The sequence below is a fragment of the Bradyrhizobium sp. SZCCHNRI1029 genome (assembly GCF_032487555.1).
Classification (GTDB): Bacteria; Pseudomonadota; Alphaproteobacteria; order Rhizobiales; family Xanthobacteraceae; genus Bradyrhizobium.
Genome location: NZ_JAUEUK010000002.1, coordinates 483,675 through 502,718, shown reverse-complemented (window position 1 = coordinate 502,718; position 19,044 = coordinate 483,675). Strand labels below are relative to the sequence as shown.

General features: G+C 61.2%; 17 protein-coding genes. 8 read left to right on the top strand and 9 right to left on the bottom strand.

All coding sequences use genetic code 11. From position 1 onward, the window contains the following. Window positions 1-80: 80 nt before the first annotated feature. Both QW861_RS08130 and QW861_RS08125 read right to left on the bottom strand, forming a co-directional pair. The gene (locus tag QW861_RS08130) at window positions 81-347 is read right to left on the bottom strand and encodes a hypothetical protein (protein WP_315753528.1); all 267 of its coding nucleotides are present in this window, start codon (window positions 345-347) and stop codon (window positions 81-83) included. 188 nt (window positions 348-535) lie between these two features. Further along, window positions 536-2,623 (bottom strand): molybdopterin oxidoreductase family protein, encoded by a 2,088-nt coding sequence (locus tag QW861_RS08125; RefSeq protein WP_316192899.1) that lies wholly within the window; start codon window positions 2,621-2,623, stop codon window positions 536-538. A 361-nt stretch (window positions 2,624-2,984) separates the two neighbouring features. Between QW861_RS08125 and QW861_RS08120 the strand changes: the two genes are divergently transcribed. The 3 genes from QW861_RS08120 (at window position 2,985) to QW861_RS08110 (ending at window position 5,120) form a co-directional block, all read left to right on the top strand. Continuing rightward, entirely contained in the window at window positions 2,985-3,671 is a 687-nt protein-coding gene (locus tag QW861_RS08120) for a GntR family transcriptional regulator (RefSeq protein WP_315713634.1), read from the top strand. A gap of 55 nt (window positions 3,672-3,726) precedes the next feature. Next, a complete protein-coding gene (locus QW861_RS08115; RefSeq protein ID WP_315753524.1) occupies window positions 3,727-4,725 on the top strand; it encodes a TRAP transporter substrate-binding protein in 999 nt (332 codons plus the stop codon). A 206-nt stretch (window positions 4,726-4,931) separates the two neighbouring features. Further along, window positions 4,932-5,120, top strand: coding sequence for a TRAP transporter large permease subunit (locus QW861_RS08110; RefSeq protein ID WP_315753523.1), 189 nt, complete (start codon window positions 4,932-4,934; stop codon window positions 5,118-5,120). Between the two features lie 29 nt (window positions 5,121-5,149). Here the strand turns inward: QW861_RS08110 and QW861_RS08105 are convergent, their stop codons facing one another. Together QW861_RS08105 and QW861_RS08100 are read right to left on the bottom strand one after the other, a co-directional pair. Continuing rightward, a complete protein-coding gene (locus QW861_RS08105) occupies window positions 5,150-5,881 on the bottom strand; it encodes a Crp/Fnr family transcriptional regulator (RefSeq protein ID WP_315753521.1) in 732 nt (243 codons plus the stop codon). Window positions 5,882-6,451: 570 nt separating this feature from the next. Then, window positions 6,452-7,165 carry a helix-turn-helix domain-containing protein gene (locus QW861_RS08100; protein ID WP_315712941.1) on the bottom strand — a complete coding sequence of 238 codons (714 nt, stop codon included), beginning with the start codon at window positions 7,163-7,165 and terminating at the stop codon, window positions 6,452-6,454. Between the two features lie 138 nt (window positions 7,166-7,303). On the opposite strand from QW861_RS08100, the gene QW861_RS08095 reads away from it, so the two are divergent. Next, on the top strand, window positions 7,304-7,621 hold the full coding sequence (locus tag QW861_RS08095) for a cytochrome c (protein ID WP_315712942.1): 318 nt from the start codon (window positions 7,304-7,306) through the stop codon (window positions 7,619-7,621). Window positions 7,622-7,631: 10 nt separating this feature from the next. Here the strand turns inward: QW861_RS08095 and QW861_RS08090 are convergent, their stop codons facing one another. Genes QW861_RS08090 through QW861_RS08080 form a run of 3 tightly spaced genes read right to left on the bottom strand, consistent with a single transcriptional unit; the run spans window position 7,632 to window position 10,654 of the window. After that, the gene (locus tag QW861_RS08090) at window positions 7,632-8,732 is read right to left on the bottom strand and encodes an ABC-type transport auxiliary lipoprotein family protein (protein WP_315753519.1); all 1,101 of its coding nucleotides are present in this window, start codon (window positions 8,730-8,732) and stop codon (window positions 7,632-7,634) included. A 3-nt stretch (window positions 8,733-8,735) separates the two neighbouring features. Further along, on the bottom strand, window positions 8,736-9,515 hold the full coding sequence (locus tag QW861_RS08085; RefSeq protein ID WP_315712944.1) for an ABC transporter ATP-binding protein: 780 nt from the start codon (window positions 9,513-9,515) through the stop codon (window positions 8,736-8,738). 2 nt (window positions 9,516-9,517) lie between these two features. Then, window positions 9,518-10,654, bottom strand: a complete 1,137-nt coding sequence (locus tag QW861_RS08080; protein ID WP_315753517.1) for an ABC transporter permease — start codon at window positions 10,652-10,654, stop codon at window positions 9,518-9,520. 161 nt (window positions 10,655-10,815) lie between these two features. Between QW861_RS08080 and QW861_RS08075 the strand changes: the two genes are divergently transcribed. Together QW861_RS08075 and QW861_RS08070 are read left to right on the top strand one after the other, a co-directional pair. Then, window positions 10,816-11,088, top strand: coding sequence for a hypothetical protein (locus QW861_RS08075; protein WP_315753516.1), 273 nt, complete (start codon window positions 10,816-10,818; stop codon window positions 11,086-11,088). Further along, window positions 11,089-11,595: a phage holin family protein gene (locus QW861_RS08070; RefSeq protein ID WP_315712946.1), complete on the top strand. Its 507-nt coding sequence runs from the start codon at window positions 11,089-11,091 to the stop codon at window positions 11,593-11,595. It abuts the gene before it with no gap. A gap of 38 nt (window positions 11,596-11,633) precedes the next feature. Here the strand turns inward: QW861_RS08070 and QW861_RS08065 are convergent, their stop codons facing one another. Continuing rightward, the gene (locus QW861_RS08065) at window positions 11,634-14,327 is read right to left on the bottom strand and encodes a bifunctional acetate--CoA ligase family protein/GNAT family N-acetyltransferase (RefSeq protein WP_315712948.1); all 2,694 of its coding nucleotides are present in this window, start codon (window positions 14,325-14,327) and stop codon (window positions 11,634-11,636) included. Window positions 14,328-14,577: 250 nt separating this feature from the next. On the opposite strand from QW861_RS08065, the gene QW861_RS08060 reads away from it, so the two are divergent. Next, the gene (locus QW861_RS08060; RefSeq protein WP_315753513.1) at window positions 14,578-15,567 is read left to right on the top strand and encodes a zinc-dependent alcohol dehydrogenase family protein; all 990 of its coding nucleotides are present in this window, start codon (window positions 14,578-14,580) and stop codon (window positions 15,565-15,567) included. Between the two features lie 22 nt (window positions 15,568-15,589). After that, window positions 15,590-17,134 carry an AAA family ATPase gene (locus tag QW861_RS08055; protein ID WP_315753511.1) on the top strand — a complete coding sequence of 515 codons (1,545 nt, stop codon included), beginning with the start codon at window positions 15,590-15,592 and terminating at the stop codon, window positions 17,132-17,134. 40 nt (window positions 17,135-17,174) lie between these two features. Here QW861_RS08055 and QW861_RS08050 read toward each other — a convergent pair whose 3' ends face one another. Beyond that, entirely contained in the window at window positions 17,175-18,848 is a 1,674-nt protein-coding gene (locus QW861_RS08050) for a PHA/PHB synthase family protein (protein ID WP_409998682.1), read from the bottom strand. Between the last annotated feature and the right edge of the window lie 196 nt (window positions 18,849-19,044).

Genomic DNA, 19,044 nt, shown 5'->3' with positions numbered 1-19,044 from the left:
GTAGGAGCTGGAGGGGATGTATGGAACGCAAGGACATGGTGACCGCTTCGTTGCGCCTGAGATGGGGATTCGAGACAAGGTCAGGTCAGTTCGCTCAGGTAGCGGAAGCAGCCGAATAGGCCGCCACGGCGAAGCCGGCGCCCTTCGCGCCCGGCGGCACGAAAAAGACGTTGTCCGGCCAGCCGCCTCGCTCGTCGCGCAGCGAGCAGACCGGCAACATCACAGGCATTTGCGATGCGCTCGACGCGCGCCGTCAAAAGGTGAGACGCGGACCGCGCCAGACCGTTCAGCATCACCATGGGATTGATCGAAAAAAGTTGCGGAGCGCGAGAGCTGAGAACCTGCATGGGACTTCTCCACGTTTTTGAGCGTTGCTCAAAATGCTTACAACAAATTTGAGCGACGCTCAAGCGGGGAATGCAAGAGGCCCGATAAAGGTAAAATAATCCTGTGAACGGCCCGCTCCTAGGCGTGAGAGGTGAATAACGCCTTGGAATCAAAAGGGATGTTGATAACTCGGCTTTTGCCGAGCTGGTCAGCCCGCCGATTTGCGCAGCCAGACCTTGTTGTCGTGGAAGGCAGCGCCCCCGATCGGAGCGACGGTGTCGGCTGCGGTGAGCACGTTGATGCCCCGTCCACCGATATGGGCGCGATTGGGATGGATCGATTCGGCGATCAGCACCCCGCGTTGAACTCCGTCGAACAGCCGGGCGGCAAGCGAGGTCTGTCCGCGCTCATTGCCGAGCGTGACGATGTCGCCGTCGACAATGCCGAGCGGGGCTGCATCCAGTGGATGGATCATGACGGAGGGGCCCCCTTCCCGCGCCTGCGACGATGGCGTCTCGTTGAAGGAGGTGTTGAGGAACGAGCGAGCCGGACTTGTCGCAAGCCGGAACGGATGCTGCTGATCGACCTCTTCGGTCACCGCCCAATGGTCGGGCAATGACGGCATGCGCTCCGGATTGCCCATGACGCGGCCGAATGGCGGATGAGCCCAGTCGGCCTTGAAGTGGAATTTACCGTCCCTGTGCGCGAAACCGTCGAGATAGTGCGAGGTGCGAAAGTCCGGCTGAAGGTCACGCCAGACATCGGCCTCGAGCCCGGCGATATCGCCATGGCCGCTCTTCTTCAACGTCGCATCGATCAGCTCGCGCGGCGACATCTCGAAGCCCGGATGCACCGCCCGCAACCGGCGCGCTAGGCCCTGCAGCACCTCATGATTGGACCGGCACTCGCCGGGCGGGTCGATCAGCTTCGGTCCGACCGAAATGTGCTGATGGCCGCCGCCGTAATAGAGATCGTCATGCTCCATGAACATCGTGGCGGGCAGCACGATGTCCGCCATCAGCGCCGTCTCGGTCATGAACTGCTCGTGGACGGCGACGAAAAGGTCTTCGCGCGCAAATCCGTTGCGAACCAGCTCCTGCTCGGGTGCCACCGTCATCGGATTGGTGTTCTGGATCAGCATCGCCTTGACTGGCGGGCCGCCACAGAGGGCCACCGCGTCTCCCGTCAGGATGCGCCCGATCTGGGACTGATCGAGAAAGCGAGTGGAATGATCCACGGCGTCGTGGCCCTCGATGATGGACTCGTCGAAATGCCACAGCGCCGCGTTGTTGAAGAAGGCACCGCCTCCTTCGTATTGCCAGGCGCCCGTCACCGCGGGAATGCAGGATGCCGCATGCATCTGCGTCGCGCCGTTCCTGCTGCGGGTGAAGCCATAACCCAGTCGGAAGAAGGTCCGCTTCGTCTCTCCGACCAGACGGGCGAACGCCTCGATCTCGGCCACGGGAACGCCGGAGATTTGCGATGCCCATTGCGGCGTCCGCGTCTGCAGATGCGCTTCGAGTTCCGCAGGACAGTCCGTGTACTTCTCCATATAGGCGCGGTCGGCAAAGCCATCGCGAAACAGCACGTGCATCACGCCGCAGGCAAAGGCGCCGTCTGTGCCCGGGCGCAGGATGATCTTGATGTCGGCCTGCTTCATCGTCTCATTGTCGTAGACATCGATCGCCGCGATCTTGGCGGCCCGCTCTTTTCGGGCGCGCGCGGCATGAGTCATGACATTGACCTGCGTGTTCACCGGGTTCGTGCCCCAAATCACGACCAGGTCCGAGAGCGCCATCTCCCGCGGATCGACGCCGGCGATCTTCCCAGTGCCGATGGCAAAGCCGATACGCGCGACATTGGCGCAGATCGTCGAGTAGAACCGCGAATACTTCTTCACATGGGTGAGACGATTGAGGCCATCGCGCATCACGAGCCCCATCGTGCCCGCGTAATAATACGGCCATACCGACTGAGCGCCAAAATCCTGCTCCGCCTGGAGAAATCGCTCCGCGATCTCGTCCAATGCCTCGTCCCAGGAGATGCGTGCGAATTGCCCTGAGCCTTTCGGACCGGTGCGACGCATCGGATGCATCAGCCTTTCAGGATGATGAATCCGCTCGGCATATCTCGCGACCTTGGCGCAAACCACGCCAGCCGTATAGGTCTGCCGTTTCGAGCCGCGAACGCGGCCGATCGTCTTCCGATCGAGCACTTCGACGTCGAGCGCGCAGGCCGACGGACAATCGTGCGGGCAGGTAGAATGGCGGATATCGACCCGAGTCTGCTGGTTCATGCCCGATTGGTAGCATCAAAGAATGCATCCGCCGAGAGCATTCGCGAGGCATTCGCATGAACGAGATCCGTGCGTGTCTGCTTCACCGCAGATTTGCTTCTGGATGTGGACAAGTCGCCGCCGACAACGGCCGATCCGCCGTTAGGGGCGAGATGAAGACGGCAAGAAAAGACGATAGGCTTTGTTGCGTGCCCGTGGTTGCTGCCTGCGTACATCGCATTGCACCATCACGCGCCCTCAGCTGACGGCAATTTCGGTTGCAAAGCCAGTTTCATATACTAATATATCAGTTGAGGAAACGAAGATGTCCGGTCGACCCCCGAGGAAATTGGCCGCAGCGCCACGGCCCGTGGTCGCCCGCATGCGCCGCAATGGTCGCCCCCGCGGCGCGACAGCAGCGTCACGCATCTACACCGATCTCAGGTCCGAACTCGTGTCGCTCGTGCGCCTGCCGGGCGAACCGATTTCGGAAGCGCAGATCGCGACGGCCTATGGCGTCAGCAGGACACCGGTCCGCGAGGCCATTCTGAAACTCGCGGACGAAGGGCTGGTCGAGATATTTCCGCAGTCCGGCATCTTCGTCTCGCGCATTCCGGTCGCAGCACTCCCCGAGACCATCATCATCCGAAAGTCTCTCGAAGAGACGACCGCACGGATGGCGGCCGAGCATGCGACATCGAGCCAGTTGCTCAACCTGCATGCGACCCTCGAACGTCAGCGCGAGGCCTGCGCCGCAAAGGATCGCGAAGCCTTCCACCAGGCGGACGAGATGTTTCACGCTGGCATCGCCGAGGTCGCCGGCTATCCCGGGATCTGGAAGCTGATCGTTCAGGTCAAGGTTCACGTCGACCGCTATCGTCGACTGACCCTGCCGCAGATCGGACGGATGGCCGAAGTGATCGCAGAGCACGAACCAATTCTCCAGGCCATCGAACGGCGCGATCCGGATCGTGCCAGGGCTGCCATGGCGAGTCATCTGGAACGCCTGCTCGACGACATCTCTGAAATTCAGACCAAGAATCCGGAGTATTTCGATCAACCAGGCTAACGAGATGATCGCATCGAACCTTGCGGCGACACGATCATTCCGTCGGAGAGACGCCATGAAAAGACGCGATTTCATCAGACTGAGCGTGGGCTTTGCGGGCGTTGCAACGCTGCCGCCGATCTCGGCCGCCCTTGCGCAATCGAAGGCGGTGTTCAAGGCATCCGACGTTCAGCCGCCGGGTTATCCGACGGTTGCAGCAACAGAAAACCTCGGCAAGAAGCTTGCAGCGGCAACCAACGGCAGGCTGTCGATCCAGATGTATCCCTCCGCTCAGCTCGGCGGCGAGAAAGAGACTATCGAGCAGACCCAGATCGGGGCGATCCAGATACTGCGGGTCAGCGCCGGCGCGCTCGGTCCGATCGTCGACGACGTCAACGTCGTCAACATGCCATTCCTGTTCAAGAGCATCGAACATTCTGAAAAGATGATGGACGGTCCGATCGGTCAGGACCTTCTGGACCGCGTCAGCGCCAATGCCAGCGCAAATCTCGTCGCACTCTGCTGGATGAATTCTGGCGCGCGCAGCATCTACAACACCAAGAAGCCCATCAGGACGGTCGAGGACGTCAAGGGGCTCAAGATCCGCGTGATCGGCAATCCCATCTTCATCGACATGATGAACGCGCTCGGCGGCAACGGCGTCGCGATGGGCTACGATCAGGTCTTCAGCGCGCTGCAGACCGGCGTGATCGATGGGGCCGAAAACAATCCGCCGAGCTACGTCTCCAGCAATCATTATACGGCCGCGAAGTACTATTCGCTCACCCAGCATCTCGTCATTCCGGAAATCCTCGTGTTCTCGAAGCGGTCCTGGGCAAACCTGTCGACCGACGACCAGACCTTGATCAAGAAGTTCGCGCGCGAAGCGCAGATGGAGGAGCGCGAACTCTGGAAGGCCTACGAGCGGGAAGCGATTGAGAAGGCCAAGGCCGGTGGCTCCGAGATCGTCGAAATCGCCGACAAGGCGCCGTTCCAGAAGGCCGTGAAGCCGGTCTGGGACAAATACGGTCCGAAGTACCAAGAAATGATCAAGCGCATTCAGGACATCGCATAGACCGCATGCTCGGTTCGGACGATCAAGAGGCTTACGATGGCCGGACTCTATCGCCGGGCGATCGATGCACTGTATCCCGCTTGCGTCATCGTGGGCGTAACGGCGCTCGTGCTGATCTCAGCCGTCATCCCTTGGGCGGTCTTCACCCGCTACGTCCAGAACGGCGCCGCTTCCTGGCCCGAAGCGATGGCCGTCCTGTTGTGCTGGTGCCACCAAGCCATAACGCCGTCCTTCACGCGCTCGCGCCCGGCGGAACGATCTCGATCAGCGCACTGTTCATGGCGGGTGTATTCCCGGGGCCACTGCTCGGCCTCTCGCTGATCCTGCTCTGCATCGTGATCGCCTATCGTGAGGGCCATCCCCCACGGCCAGCGGGTCCGGCCATCATCGGCTAGGTAGGACGCCGGAAACTGCCGCGCCGCCCCTACTCGTCTTCGTCTTGACCAGCCTCCGCCAATCCGCGTAGCGGCTCGGGGTTCAGAAGCACGATCGCCCCGTGCTCGAGGCGGACCCAGTCCCGCGCGGCCCATGCACGCAACTGCTTGTTGATGCTCTCCCGCGTCATGCCGACCATTTCGCTGATCTCCTGCTGCGTGATGGCTATGGTGCGGCTCGCGGCATCCAGCTTGCGCTTGTCGGTCAGGCCGAGCAGCGCACTGGCAAGGCGGCGGGGAAGATCCTGAAGGATGACCTGCTCGACCTGGTCGCTGGTCCAGCGCAGCCGATCGCAAAGCAGCTCGATGAACTTCATTGCCAGCACCGGCTGGCTCTTTACGAACGGCAGGAATTCGCGCCGATCGATGACCAGGATCTCGCAGTTCGTATTGGCCGTTGCATCGGCTGTACGTTCTCGTCCGTCGAGCACGGCGACTTCGCCGAATATCTCGCCGGCGCTGATCAGGTTCAGGATAGCATTGCGACCGTCGGGCGACGAGACACTGATTTTGACGGTGCCACTGATCACGGCATACAAGCTCGAGCCGGGATCGCCTTTTGAGAAGATGGTTGCACCGCGCTTGAGCGATGTCGGCTTGGCGTAGCGGCAGAGCTGATCGACCGCATCAGCCTCGAGTTCACAAAAAATCGGGTGCTGACGCAGCACCGACAGCTTGCCGTTGTTGGTAGGTCGGACGCTCGCCCGCTTTTCCTCAGCCACACCGCATCTCCCAGGCGTCCGAATACCGCCGCCCAAGGGAGAGGTCCAAAGCCGGTGGCCAAGGCCCCGCAAATGTCAGGGGACTATGGACACGCCTACAGCCACCAGCAAAGACGATCCCTCGGACTTGCGACCACCGATCCTCGATTTCATTGCACCTCGGAATACGGCAGATCGGCGGATTGTCCAGGAAAATGCGGCGAACGCTCAACGGCGAAGCCAGTGCCAATCGACGCCGGGGGCGTTTCCGCCGCCGAGACGGGGCCGGCATACATTGTGCAACGCGTGAGCGTCGTCCAGCCGCCCCGTCGGACCAGCAGCGCTACTCTTCTGAGCGCAAGATGCCGCAGTCCAAGGGCAGCCTGTACCTCACACCCGATGCCTTGTCTGTGAATCAGCCCAAAGCAGGACCGCAGCGAACCCGACAAAAACCCCCACAACTGCAAAGCTGACGATCATAGCGTCGAGCGGCATGTCTCTCTCCCCTGTTCGAGTTTGAGACACAGTTCCCTACGGGCTGCGCGACAGTCCTTGATCCAGATCAATGCAATGCGGATTTCGCCAACGATGTCAGGCAGCAGCCATTGCTTCGGCTCGCGCCGAGTCCCGAAGCGAGACGCCCCCGGGCAGGATCGCGATGATGCCCTCCCGTTCGAGCTTCGTGAACGTTCGACTGACGGTCTCGATGGTGAGCCCGAGATAGTCGGCGATATCCTGCCGACTCATCGGCAACGGTACCATGTTAGAGGGTCCCCGAAGCTCCACCAGCCGATCCCTCCAGCCAACGAGGAATGTCGCGACCTTCTCCTCGGCTGATCGGCGCCCAAGAAGTACCATGTGATCACGCGCCTGATTCAGCTCCTGCACGGCCAGTTCGTTCATCCGGCGCAGCAGATTCGGCTTGTCCTCGGCAAAGCGTCCGAACGGTCCCTTCGCGAACTGGCAGACGGTGACGGGACCGATCGCGTCAGCCGAAAATCCGTGCCGTTCCTCCGTCGTCATGCCGACGAAGTCACCGGGGAGCGCAAATCCGACGATCTGCCTGCGTCCGTCGGGGAGAAGCTTGTAGAGCCTCATGACCCCATCCAATAAATTGTAGAAGCAGGACGACGTGTCTTCCTGCGCGAAAACCGTCTCGCAGGTCGCAAAATGCGCTCGGCGGCTGAGGTGCTCGAATTCGCGCATTTCGAACTGGTCGAGCGACGCACAGACACTGAATCCCCGCACGGCACAATCGGCACAGGCCTGCCCGTGGAAATCGATTGCAACAAGAGACGTCTTCATACGGGGGCTCCGGTGGGCCAAGCGCAAAGAGAATGATTGCATTCTAACGGACGCTCGAAGTTCCGATTGATTCAAATCAAACGAACCAACAATCCGGGCCCTATCGTGGCCGCCACTCCCAACCAATGGATATCGTGAATGCAGCGGCTTGTTCTGTGCCACCTTCTCGCCGCGATTGCGTTAGCGACCCCGTCATACGCGGCGTCGACGGCGCAGCAACGCGGACAGGCTTTCGCGAAGGCCCACTGCGCACGATGTCACGCCATTGGTCGAACGGGAGATAGCCCGTTCGAACCGGCTCCTCCGTTCCGAAGCCTCCATCTCCGCTACCCGATCGAATCTTTGGGCGAAGCGCTCGCGGAGGGGATCATGACTGGTCACCCGGCCATGCCCCAATTCCAGCTTGCGCCGCCGCAGATCCACGATCTGCTCTCGTATTTGAAGAGCTTGGAATAGCCCGATCGATTCAGAGCGCCTGTATCGTCCAGGTCAGAATCGATTTGGCAATCCGGCCGAAGGCCTCATCGAAGGCGGACACGGCATCAGCAGGATCAAGCCGGGCAACGGGCTGGTTTTCGTCAAACAGCCGAGACGCGATGGCCTTGCCGTTCTTGTCGACGAGGCGAGCCGACAGGCCAATTTCCACCGCGGCGGTATCGCCATTGATCCGGAAACGGCGGACATCGATCAGCAGCTGAAAATCCGGCTGGCCCAGATCGGATGTCCGCAGCGGAGCGTGGGCCACATCGTAGTTCTCGAAGGCATCGATCAGACGTGATTGCAACAACTTGGGGATGCTGTCAGCCCACAGGAAATCACCGAACCCGGGGTAGTCCTTTGTGGGCGTGAACAGCATGCGCTGAGTCTGCAGCATCGCCACGGCCGTGGGCTCAGGTATCGAGAGCTGACCCTTGATGGTCTTGTTGACCGGCCCCAGTTCTCTTGGCGCGCTCAGATCATAGGTGACTTTCTGTGCTGGAGCACCGCCTCCCGTCATTTTCTCCAGACCCGAGACGATTCCATCGAGCTTGCCGGTATTCCGCGCGAGGCCGTCCGAGAATGTCTTGAGGTTGGCGATCGTATCTTTGAGCGGCCCGGCATTCTCCGCAAGAACTGCGTCGACACGCCGCAGGGCGTCCCGGGCGGCCTGCGTCATGCTTTGTCCGGCGCCTGGTTCTGCAATCAAGGTCGATACGGCACTCGCCGCTCCTGCAGACGCGCCGCCCTCCAGCGCGATCACCGGCACTCCGGTCAGCCCCTGAAATTCCAACCCTACTTTGGTGTCGGCGCGCACCGGGGTCGTCGACGCCACGGAAATCGTTGCGTTGACCCGACGCGGATCGTTCGGCGCCAGACCGAGCTCAGTCACCTCGCCGACCCGGATTCCGTTGAACAGAACGGCAGCCCCGACCAGCAGGCCGGGCACCGAGCCCTCGAACTGCACGTGATAGGTCGTGCGAGGCCCGAGTCCTCCGGTGTTGTTGAGCCAGTAAACGAAGCCAAAGATCGCGACGATGGCCGCCAGCACGAAGCCGCCGATGACAGCGAAGGGCGCACGGGTTTCCATCTTTCAACTCGCTTTTGGTTGCAGCATCTGGGATCGCTTGCCGTGAAAATAGGCTTTGACCCATGGATGTTCTGATCGGAGGAGGTCGCTCATAGGACCAATCGCCACGATCCTGCCATCGGCCAACGCAGCGACACGGTCGCAGACCGTGTTGAGGCTGGCGAGGTCATGGGTCACCATGAACACCGTCAATCCCAACGTCAGCTGGAGCGTCTTGATCAGGGCGTCGAAGTCGCCGGCGGAGATCGGATCGAGGCCGGAGGTCGGCTCATCAAGAAATACGATCGCCGGATCGAGAGCGAGGGCGCGCGCCAGCGCGGCGCGCTTCGTCATGCCGCCGGATAGCTCGGCTGGGAATTTATCACCGTCCTCTGCGCGAAGGCCGACCATTTCGAGCTTGGCTATCGCGATCTCATCCATCAACTCCTGCGACATCTGCAGGCTCTCGCGCAGCGGAAACTGTACGTTCTGTTTGACCGTCAGTGACGAGAACAGAGCACCCTGCTGAAACAGAATTCCCCAGCGCTTCGCTGCAGCCTGCGTCGTCCGCTCCTCGGCGCCCCCAACGGTTGTCCCCATGACCTCAATGGTCCCGCTGCGCCGAGGAATGAGTCCGATGATCGTCCGCATCAGGACGGATTTTCCGCCGCCTGACGCGCCAACCAACCCGAGAATCTCACCGCGACGAACGTCGAGCGAAAGATTGTTCAGAACGAGCTGCCGGCCGAACCCGACAACGAGATCGGTCACGCGGATCGCGCTGGACACGCCAAGATCATCCATCGCTACATTCCAATGGACGCAAAAAACACGGCGAAAAGACCATCGAGCACGATGACCAGGAAAATGGATTTCACCACGGATGTCGTAGTCTGTTGCCCCAGCGATTCGGCACTACCTTTCACACGAAGTCCCTCACTGCAGGCAACAATGCCGATCACCAGGGCCATGAACGGCGCCTTCAATATTCCCACTTCGAAGTGCGTCACCGAGATGGCATCGTGTAGCCGGGCGATGAAGATTGCCGGTCCCATGCCGCCATAGAGCTGGGCCACCAGCCCTCCTCCATACAGGCCAGCCATCGAGCCGATGAAGGCGAGAATTGGCAAGGTCAAGATCAACGCAACGATACGGGGCAGAATCAGCACCTCGACAGGGTCAAGTCCCATCGTCACCAGCGCGTCGATCTCCTCGCGCATCTTCATCGATCCAAGCTCGGCCGTGTAGGCGCTTCCCGACCGCCCTGCCACCATGATCGCGACGATCAGAACGCCAAGCTCGCGCAGGACCAGAATTCCGACCATGTCGACGACGTAAGACTCGGCACCGAAACGTCGAAAATGGAAGATCCCCTGCTGGGCGATGATGGCGCCGATCAGGAATGTGATCAACACCACGATTGGAATGGCCTGCCACCCGATGCGGTACATCTGATAGACGAGGGAGGTCACGCGCAGAGATTGAGGCCGGCGCAGCGTGCGCAGCAGCGCAAAGAACAGCGCGGCCAACATGTCCAGAAACACCTTGATGTCCTGGGCGGCCCCCAGACTCGAACGACCGAGGTCGGTGAGTTTGGCGAGGATCGGGTTCAGTCTCGGTGCCGGCTCGACGACTCGTCGATTGACCTGCCGGACCTCCTCGACGAGGCCGACGTAGTTTTCTGCTACCCCGATCATCTCGACCCGACGATCGCCCGCAGCAGCCCGGCGGCCGAGCTTCTCAAGCAACCAAGCACCGACGGTATCGATTTCGCTGACGGCCCCAAGATCGAGCTTCACGGCGGTCGCGCTGTTGATGCTGTTGCCGACAGAGCTGGTCAAGCTCTCGAGCTCTGCCACGTTCAGGGACACCCATGATCCGCTCGGACGAAGCTCGAGCACATCCTCCGTCGTCGCCGCGGTCAGTCCCGGATGAGCACGCAATTGGATGTCTCCCTCAGTCGGCGTGCCGAGGCACACCCGTTCCTAAATCGCGCCGATCTGCCTCGCTTGATCTGCGTCAATCCCGTCAGCGCAACGGGTTGAGCGAAATCAAGCATCGTGCCGAGCTACGTTCTACAGTGATTTTGACGCAAGGACAAAACATGGCCATCGACCCGACGACCCTCCGGACCGAGCTGGAGAGCCTGACGCGAGAGCTAAGCCAGCTGTTGCGGGGCGCGGGTACGCCGCGTGACAACCCGGACGCGCAACCAGCCGCCGCCGGAATGCTCGCTGCAGCGATCGAGGTGCTAGACATGCGTCTAAGCGAGACAGACGTTCAGGTGGAACGAATGATCAGGGATCGTCCGATCGTGGCGACGGCTTCGGCCTTCGCCCTCGGGCTTGCCGTTGGCCTCCTGCTGCGGAGAACTTAAGTGGATACCGAAAATGTCGTTAAACATTTACGCCTTCTCTGGCGGACGGACCGGGTCATTGCCGACATCAGGCTTCGGCACTTGCTCGTCGGGCTTGGCCTCCGGGCCTTTGCGGCGCTGATCGCCGTCTTTGGCCTCCTGATGTTCGAGCTGGCGGCCTATCTTGCATTGGTCCAGGTCACCTCCGCGGTCGTGGCAGCCGCGGCACTCGGAGCCTGCAATATCGCGATTGCGGCGATCCTGCTGATCATCGCATCCCGTGCACCGTCCGGCCGGGAACTCGAACTAGCCAACGAGATTCACTCCTCGGCGATGGACTCGCTGCAATTGGAAGCACGAGCTTTGCAGTCCCGAATCTCGAGCGTGGTCAACCATCCGCTCAACAGCCTCATTCCGCTGCTCATCGTTCCCATTGCGACGATGATCATCAGAACTCTCCGCTCGCATGGCGCTTCCGAAGGCGAGGCGGCGAGTCCGCCGTCCAATGACGACCACCATCCGACCTGAACCGATGGACCGGGTGAGAGGACACCGAAGATCTGAGCTTAGAGCCTGAGTTTGACATTGCAAAGGTCGCGCTCGGTTGGATCGGTTTTGACCTCGAAACCGAGATTCCTACACATCTCCAGCATGACGACATTCTCCTGCAGGACGTCGCCGGAGATCATCTTCAGGCCCTCCGACTTGGCGTATTCGATGATCAGCTGCATCAATGCCCAGCCGAGTCCGCGTCCCTTGAGATCCGACCGCAACAGGATCGCGTATTCCCCGCTCTCGTAAACCGAGTCGGAGTGAATCCTCACGACGCCGACCAGTTCGTTTGTCGCTTCATCGAGAGCCACAAAAGCCATCGCGCGCGCATAGTCGAGCTGCGTCAGGCGCGCGATGAACTCGTGCGTGAACTCCTTCATTGGAGCAAAGAATCGAAGACGCAGGTCTTCCGCAGTGACATGCTTGAGGAACTCATGAATGGTTGGCTCATCCTCGGGTCGGATCGGCCGCGCAAGGATCCGCCAGCCGTCCTTGACCTGGAGATGCCGTTCCCATTGGCTCGGATAGGGCCGAACGGCGAAATTCGACGGACCAGAGCCTTTGAATTTCGGCGGAACCCTGCCGACGGCGACGCGCGCATCGACGGCCATGACGCCGCTCTCGTCGGCGAGCAGCGGATTGATATCGAGTTCGCGAATCTCCGGAACGTCTGCTGCAAGCTGCGCAAGCTTGACCAGCACCAGTGCGACTGCATCGGGCTTGACCGCTGGGACATCACGATAGGCGCGCAGCAATCGTGAGACGCGCGTCCGCTCGATGAGGTTTCGCGCCAGATGGAGATCGAGCGGAGGCAGACCGAGCGCTTTGTCGTTGATGATCTCGACGGCGGTACCGCCCCTGCCGAACACGATCACGGTTCCGAAGGTCGGATCGTCGGCAATGCCCATGATCAGCTCCCTCGCCTTGGCGCGGACGATCATGGCTTGCACGATCACGCCGGAAATCCGTGCGTCGGGCCGGACGGCCTTCGCGCGGGCCATGATCTCGTTCGCGGCGTTACGCACGGCCTCGGCCGTAGTGAGATTGAGCACGACACCGCCGACGTCGGATTTGTGAATGATATCTCTCGACAAGATCTTGAGCACGACAGTTGTGCCTTGAGCGAACAACTGCTCCGCATATCCGACCGCCTCGTCGACCGAGGACGCAGCGAACGTCGGAACCATCGCAATATCATAGGCCTCCAGCAGGCGACTGATCTCGACCGGATCGAGCCAGGTCCGCCCGTCGGCGAGGGCTGTCGCTACAATTCTGCGGGCTGCCTCGACGTCAGGCGCAAAAGAGCTCGGCATGGCCGGCGGCACAGCGGCAAGCGATTCGACCACCTCCCGATGACGAACGAGATGCATGAAGCCGCGAACGGCATCATCCTCCGTTGGGTAGTTCGGAATTCCTGCCCCGCTCAAGGTCTCGATGACCGACTGCTCCGCACCGACCCATGCCGCCAGAACCGGCTTTGCCCAGCGCCGGTGCTGCTTTCGATAGGTACTGACGAACTCGGTGACAGCCGTGGCAATGGCGCTCGCGGATGCAATCGCGGTCTGAACGTTCATGACGAGAATTGCATCGTTGGCTCGATCGGCGAGCAGCGCCTCAAGCGCGAGCGTGTAGCGTGCAGCATCGGCATCGCCGACAATGTCGACCGGGTTGGATCCGGACCAGGTCGGCGGCAGGATGGCGTCGAGTTTGTCGTGGACGACCGGCGAGAGTGCGGCAGGCACGCCTCCGAGCTCGACCAGTCGGTCCACGGCGAGCACGCCGATCCCGCCGCCATTCGTGAGAATGGCGAGCCTCTTGCCCATGGGCGACTCCACGCGCCCCAGCGTTTCGGCGCAGTCGAACAACTCGCGCAGATCGGAGACCCGCAGAACGCCGGCCCGGCGAAAAGCCGCATCGTAGACGGCATCCGCTCCCGCCAGCGCGCCCGTATGTGTCGCCGCAGCTTGCGCACCGACGGCACCGCGGCCCGATTTCACAACCACAACCGGCTTGACCCTTGCCGCCGCTCGCGCCGCGGACATGAACTTTCGAGCGTCCTTGACGGCTTCGATGTAGAGCAGGATCGCGCGGGTCCCACCGTCCAGCGCGAAGTGGTCCAGTAGATCTGCGAGATCGACGTCCAACTGATCGCCGATCGAGACGATTCCAGAAAACCCAACACCGCGCTGAGCAGCCCAATCTACCATCCCCGCCGCGATAGCGCCGGACTGTGAAATGAGCGCCAGGCTGCCTGCAACCGGCATGTGCGCCGAAAAGCTCGCATTGAGCTTGATGGTCGGCATCATGATGCCGAGACAGTTCGGCCCAATGAGACGCATGCCGTATTTCTGCGCTGCCTTCTCGGCCTGGTCAGCGAGCGACCCCTCTCCATGCCCGAGACCCGAGGTAATGATCAGAGCCCCTGCCGTCCCCAACGCGCCTGCGCGATGAATGAGATCCGGGATCGAAGGGGGTGGCGTCGTGATCACCACAAGTTCCGGCACAAACGCCAATTCGGCGAGACTGCCAACGGCTGCGATGTTGGATATTTCCCGATAGCGGGAATTGACCAGGCCAAGCTTGCCCTCGAACCGCGCCTTGACGATATTGTCGAGAATGGCCTTCCCTACCGAGTTCGGTCGCGGACTCCCTCCGATCAGAGCGATGGAGCGAGGCAAAAGCAGGTTCCGCAATCGGTAGGTCGACATTTGCACGTCCAACATCAGTTGGTGAAAGGCGGGTGAATCCCGGAGATTGATCTTAGTTTCAATCCGCAGCGGGTCTAGCGCGACTTATCATCCCAGCATAGTGACGGATGCAATACCGCTCCGTTCCCCGACCGCACCTGCCGGCTCTGCTCGGTAGGCCGCAGTATTCGAACCAAGTCCTTGATGAGCATCAAACGATTGCCGGGCTGATTATCTTATTACCCTGCAAATTCGTCCGGGAGGCTCTCCGATGCGAGCGATGGTTCTGCGAAAGCCTGGAGCGCCTCTGCAGCCCGAGACACTCGCGGACCCCGATCCTGGTCCCGGTGAGATCCGCGTCAAGGTCAGGGCATGCGGTGTGTGTCGCACTGACCTGCATGTGTTCGACGGTGAGCTCCCCGACATCCGGTATCCGATCATCCCCGGACACGAGATCGTCGGTCATGTCGATCAGATTGGTCCTGGTGTGACGACGCACAGGCTCGGCGAGCGCGTCGGAATTCCATGGCTGGGGCACACATGCGGCCACTGCACGTTCTGCGCACGTGGCATGGAAAATCTCTGCGACCAGCCGACGTTTACCGGCTATACGCGCGATGGCGGCTATGCGACCCACACCGTCGTCGACGCAAATTATGCGTTCCCGCTCGGAGGTCTGGAGGATGACGTCGCCACCGCACCGCTGTTGTGCGCCGGCCTGATCGGCTGGCGATCCCTGGTCATGGCAGGGAACGCCGAGAGGCTTGGCATCTACGGATTCGGCGCGGCCGGTCACATCGTTGCCCAGGTGGCCCGCTGGCAGGGGCGCCAGATCTATGCGTTCACCCGCGAGCACGACGAGGCTGCGCAGGATTTGGCGCGCCAACTTGGCGCCACATGGGCCGGAGCGGCGGGCCAGCGTCCCGATGTTGCTCTGGATGCGGCCGTCATCTACGCGCCGGCTGGCGAGCTTGTTCCGGCCGCTCTGCGGGCTGTTCGGAAGGGCGGCCGGGTGGTCTGCGCAGGTATCCATATGAGCGACATTCCGACGTTCCCGTATTCCCTCCTCTGGGGAGAACGCCAGGTGGTGTCCGTCGCCAACCTGACGCGGCAAGACGGTCTCGATTTCCTGCGAGTCGCGCAGCAGGCTCAAATACGGACCCATACGACGCCCTATCCGCTGTCCGACGCAAATGACGTTCTGGCTCGCCTGAGGCGGGGTGACGTCGTCGGCGCGGCGGTGCTCATCCCGGACTTTTGAATTGAACGTGGCAACACCGCCCATGGCATCACCATCCGATCAGGAACTGGTCTTCTCCTTCTTGGGCAATACCGCCCGACATCCAGGTGTCCGCCGGATCGACACGCACGCGGCTTCCGTGTTTCTGATCGGCGACCGCGCCCTGAAGATCAAGCGCGCCGTTCGGCTGCCATTTCTGGACTATTCGACGCTCGATCGGCGCAAGGCCGCGTGCGTAAAGGAAATGGAGATCAATCACCCGTTTGCTCCGGACATCTATCTGCGTGTCGTCGCCATCACCAAGGCGCCAGACGGGTCATTCGATGTCGGTGGATCCGGCACTCCGGTCGAATATGCCGTCGAGATGCGTCGCTTCGATGACAGCCAGACGCTTGATCATCTTTCTCGCCGCCAGCAGTTGGACGTCGGATTGGGCGAGCGTCTGGCAGAGACGATCGCAGCGTCGCATGCAGTCGCCGTTCGGAGCTCCTCCAATCTGTGGACGGAGTCCATTCCAATCTGGATCGACGCATTCGTCGCCAGCTTTCGGACAGTCTCGCGATTTGGCGAAACGGAGGTCGAAGAACTCCGCGTCCTTTGCCACTCGGCCTTCGCGCGGCTCCGCCCCCTGCTCGAGCAACGTGCAAAGGACGGGCACGTGAAACGCTGCCATGGCGACCTCCATCTGGCCAACATTGTCCTCATTGACGACAAGCCGGTGCTGTTCGACGCCATCGAGTTCGACGACCGAATAGCCACGATCGACGTCCTGTACGACCTCGCCTTTCCACTGATGGACCTCTTGCACTTCGCGCAGCCGGTCGCTGCAAGCCACCTCTTGAACCGCTACCTCTCGACCGCAGCGCCCGACCAGACCGAAGGATTGGCTGCTCTGCCTCTGTTCATGGCGATCCGGGCCGCCATCCGTGCACAAGTCTTTGTCGCAAGGTTCGACCGCCTTGATGCTGAACACTCGGACGCAGATCGCTCCGCAACGATCGAGACCGCAGAGAGCTACTTTCAACTTGCGCGCAGCCTGATTCGGCCGGCGGAGCCGAGGATGATCGCGGTCGGAGGCCTGTCCGGAACGGGGAAATCTGCGCTCGCCCGGGCTCTCGCTCCTCTCTTGGTTCCTCCACCGGGAGCAATCGTGTTGCGCAGCGATGTGCTGCGCAAGCAACTGTCTGGCGTGAAGGAAACCGAACGCCTCCCAGCTGAGGCCTATACGCCGGAATCGAGTGCACGAGTCTATCGAGAGTTGACGACGCGGGCCAGCCGCGTGCTCTCACAAGGTTTCACGGTGATCATCGACGCCGTGTTTGCACGTTCGGATGAACGGCAGGAGATCCATGATCTCGCGAAACGGCTGAAGGTGCCCTTTGCCGGCCTCTTCCTCGTTGCAGATTTGCGCAGCCGGCAGGAGCGGATTCACCATCGAGTCGCCGATGCGTCCGATGCAACGGTCGGGGTTGCCGAGGATCAGGAACACTACGATATCGGTGGTCTCGATTGGCTCCAGGTCGATGCGTCAGGCACGGCTGAGACGACATTGGACCGAAGCCTTTCATTGCTCCGGGCCAGCGCCTAAGTCCGACGGGATGGTGCTCCTTGGCCGCAACATGCGGCGATCACGTGTGCACGTAGTCGCCCGGCGCGTCTCCAAGATCATTCGAACGATCTGTCCCGACTTGCGGCGGCGCGCCCGGCGCTCCCGACTGCTGTCCGAGCCATGTTGTCCAGGCCGGCCACCACGATCCCTCCAGCTTTGGAGAGCTGCTCTGCCACTCGTCCGGCCCGAGATAAGGAGCGTCGGCAGCCTTGGTCCGCATCTGATGGGAGCGCCCCTGCTCGCCCGGCGGCGACACGATGCCGGCATTGTGGCCGCCGCTCGCGAGCACGAAAGTGACGTCAGCATCAACCTCGTAATGGACCTTGTACGTCGATTTCCAAGGCGCAACGTGATCACGCAGCGTCCCGACGACGAACATCGGCGTGTGGATATCGGAGAGCGAAACAGGCTTCCCCTCGACCCGATACCGCCCCTCGGCGAGATCGTTGTTCAGGAAGAGCTTGCGCAGATATTCGGAGTGCATCCGATACGGCAGCCGCGTCGCATCTGCGTTCCATGCCATCAAGTCGCTCGGGTTTGCGCGCTCGCCGAGAAGATAGTCGCGCGAGACACGAGACCAGATCAGATCGTTGGAGCGCAGCAATTGAAATGCGCCCGCCATCTGGGTGGTATCGAGATATCCACGCTCCCACATCATGTCTTCGAGAAAGGCGACCTGGCTTTCATTGATGAAGAGCGTCAGCTCTCCCGCTTCCGTGAAATCGGTCTGGGCCGCAAACAGCGTGATTGTCTTCAGACGCTGGTCGCCATCCCGTGCCATGGCTGCCGCCGTGATCGAAAGAAGCGTTCCCCCGAGACAATAGCCTGCGGCATGGACCGGCGTATTCGGAATGATCGTTCCGATCATGTCCAGGGCAGCCATGACGCCCAGCGAGCGGTAGTCGTCAAACGCAAGATCCCGGTCTTCCGCTCCGGGGTTTCGCCAGGAGATCATGAAAACCGTAAAGCCCTGGTCGGTCAGGTATCGGACCAGCGAATTGTGCGGCGACAGATCCAGGATGTAATACTTCATGATCCAAGCCGGTACGATCAGGACCGGCTCTGGTCGCACCTTCTCGGTCGTCGGCATGTATTGAATCAGCTCAATCAACTGATTGCGAAGCACAACCTTGCCCGGTGCGGTCGCGACAGTCTTGCCGACGACGAACTCACCATTGCTCGATATCTTTCCCGGCTGCATCACCTGCATGATATCGGCGAGCCAGTTCTGCCAGCCGAAGATCAGGTTCTCGCCACCGCTTTGAAACGTCCTTTCCAGAACTTCCGGGTTGGTCGCTGCAAAGTTCGATGGCGCTAAAATGTCGAGCAGTTGACGAATTGAAAAGTCAACGACGGCTTCGTTGGCGGGGTCGACACCACGAATGCCGGTGGTCGCCTTGTGCCACCAATCTTCTCCGAGCAGGAACGCCTGGGCGAACAAGTTGAACGGTTGGGCCGTCCATTGCGGCTTGGAAAAGCGATGATCGTTGGCCTGCGGCCTGATCAGATCCCAAGGACCGCGATTGGGATCCGCAAAATGCAATGACCGTTCGGCAACCAGCTTCGCGCCGTTCCAGGCGTCTCGGACGATCTCGATTTGACGCTGAGGCGCAGCCGCCAGATGGCAAACCCAATCCAGATACGCCATCGACAGAGCAGCCGGCGATATCCCCGCGGTGAGTCGAGCCAGCATCGCGCTGAACGCCTTGTCCAGCTCGTGGTCCTCGCGCCGAAATGCCCCGGAGCCCGCGTCGGCTTCCTGACAGAGCGACCTTGCGTTCGATGTAGCGAGCCCCCCCGCCGGCTTCAAAGAGGTCTCTACGGAGACAACGGCCTTGCTCCGGTCGTTGTCGGTTGTTCTCTCACGCTCCCGCGCCTCGAGACGCGAC

What these genes read in the sequence shown, in the direction of transcription:
- QW861_RS08130 (WP_315753528.1), bottom strand. Translation starts at nt 347, where the DNA reads ATGCAGGTTCTCAGCTCTCGCGCTCCGCAACTTTTTTCGATCAATCCC.
- QW861_RS08125 (WP_316192899.1), bottom strand. Translation starts at nt 2,623, where the DNA reads ATGAACCAGCAGACTCGGGTCGATATCCGCCATTCTACCTGCCCGCAC.
- QW861_RS08120 (WP_315713634.1), top strand. Translation starts at nt 2,985, where the DNA reads ATGCGCCGCAATGGTCGCCCCCGCGGCGCGACAGCAGCGTCACGCATC.
- QW861_RS08115 (WP_315753524.1), top strand. Translation starts at nt 3,727, where the DNA reads ATGAAAAGACGCGATTTCATCAGACTGAGCGTGGGCTTTGCGGGCGTT.
- QW861_RS08100 (WP_315712941.1), bottom strand. Translation starts at nt 7,165, where the DNA reads ATGAAGACGTCTCTTGTTGCAATCGATTTCCACGGGCAGGCCTGTGCC.
- QW861_RS08095 (WP_315712942.1), top strand. Translation starts at nt 7,304, where the DNA reads ATGCAGCGGCTTGTTCTGTGCCACCTTCTCGCCGCGATTGCGTTAGCG.
- QW861_RS08090 (WP_315753519.1), bottom strand. Translation starts at nt 8,732, where the DNA reads ATGGAAACCCGTGCGCCCTTCGCTGTCATCGGCGGCTTCGTGCTGGCG.
- QW861_RS08085 (WP_315712944.1), bottom strand. Translation starts at nt 9,515, where the DNA reads ATGGATGATCTTGGCGTGTCCAGCGCGATCCGCGTGACCGATCTCGTT.
- QW861_RS08075 (WP_315753516.1), top strand. Translation starts at nt 10,816, where the DNA reads ATGGCCATCGACCCGACGACCCTCCGGACCGAGCTGGAGAGCCTGACG.
- QW861_RS08065 (WP_315712948.1), bottom strand. Translation starts at nt 14,327, where the DNA reads ATGTCGACCTACCGATTGCGGAACCTGCTTTTGCCTCGCTCCATCGCT.
- QW861_RS08060 (WP_315753513.1), top strand. Translation starts at nt 14,578, where the DNA reads ATGCGAGCGATGGTTCTGCGAAAGCCTGGAGCGCCTCTGCAGCCCGAG.
- QW861_RS08055 (WP_315753511.1), top strand. Translation starts at nt 15,590, where the DNA reads ATGGCATCACCATCCGATCAGGAACTGGTCTTCTCCTTCTTGGGCAAT.
- QW861_RS08050 (WP_409998682.1), bottom strand. Translation starts at nt 18,848, where the DNA reads ATGCTGGCTCGACTCACCGCGGGGATATCGCCGGCTGCTCTGTCGATG.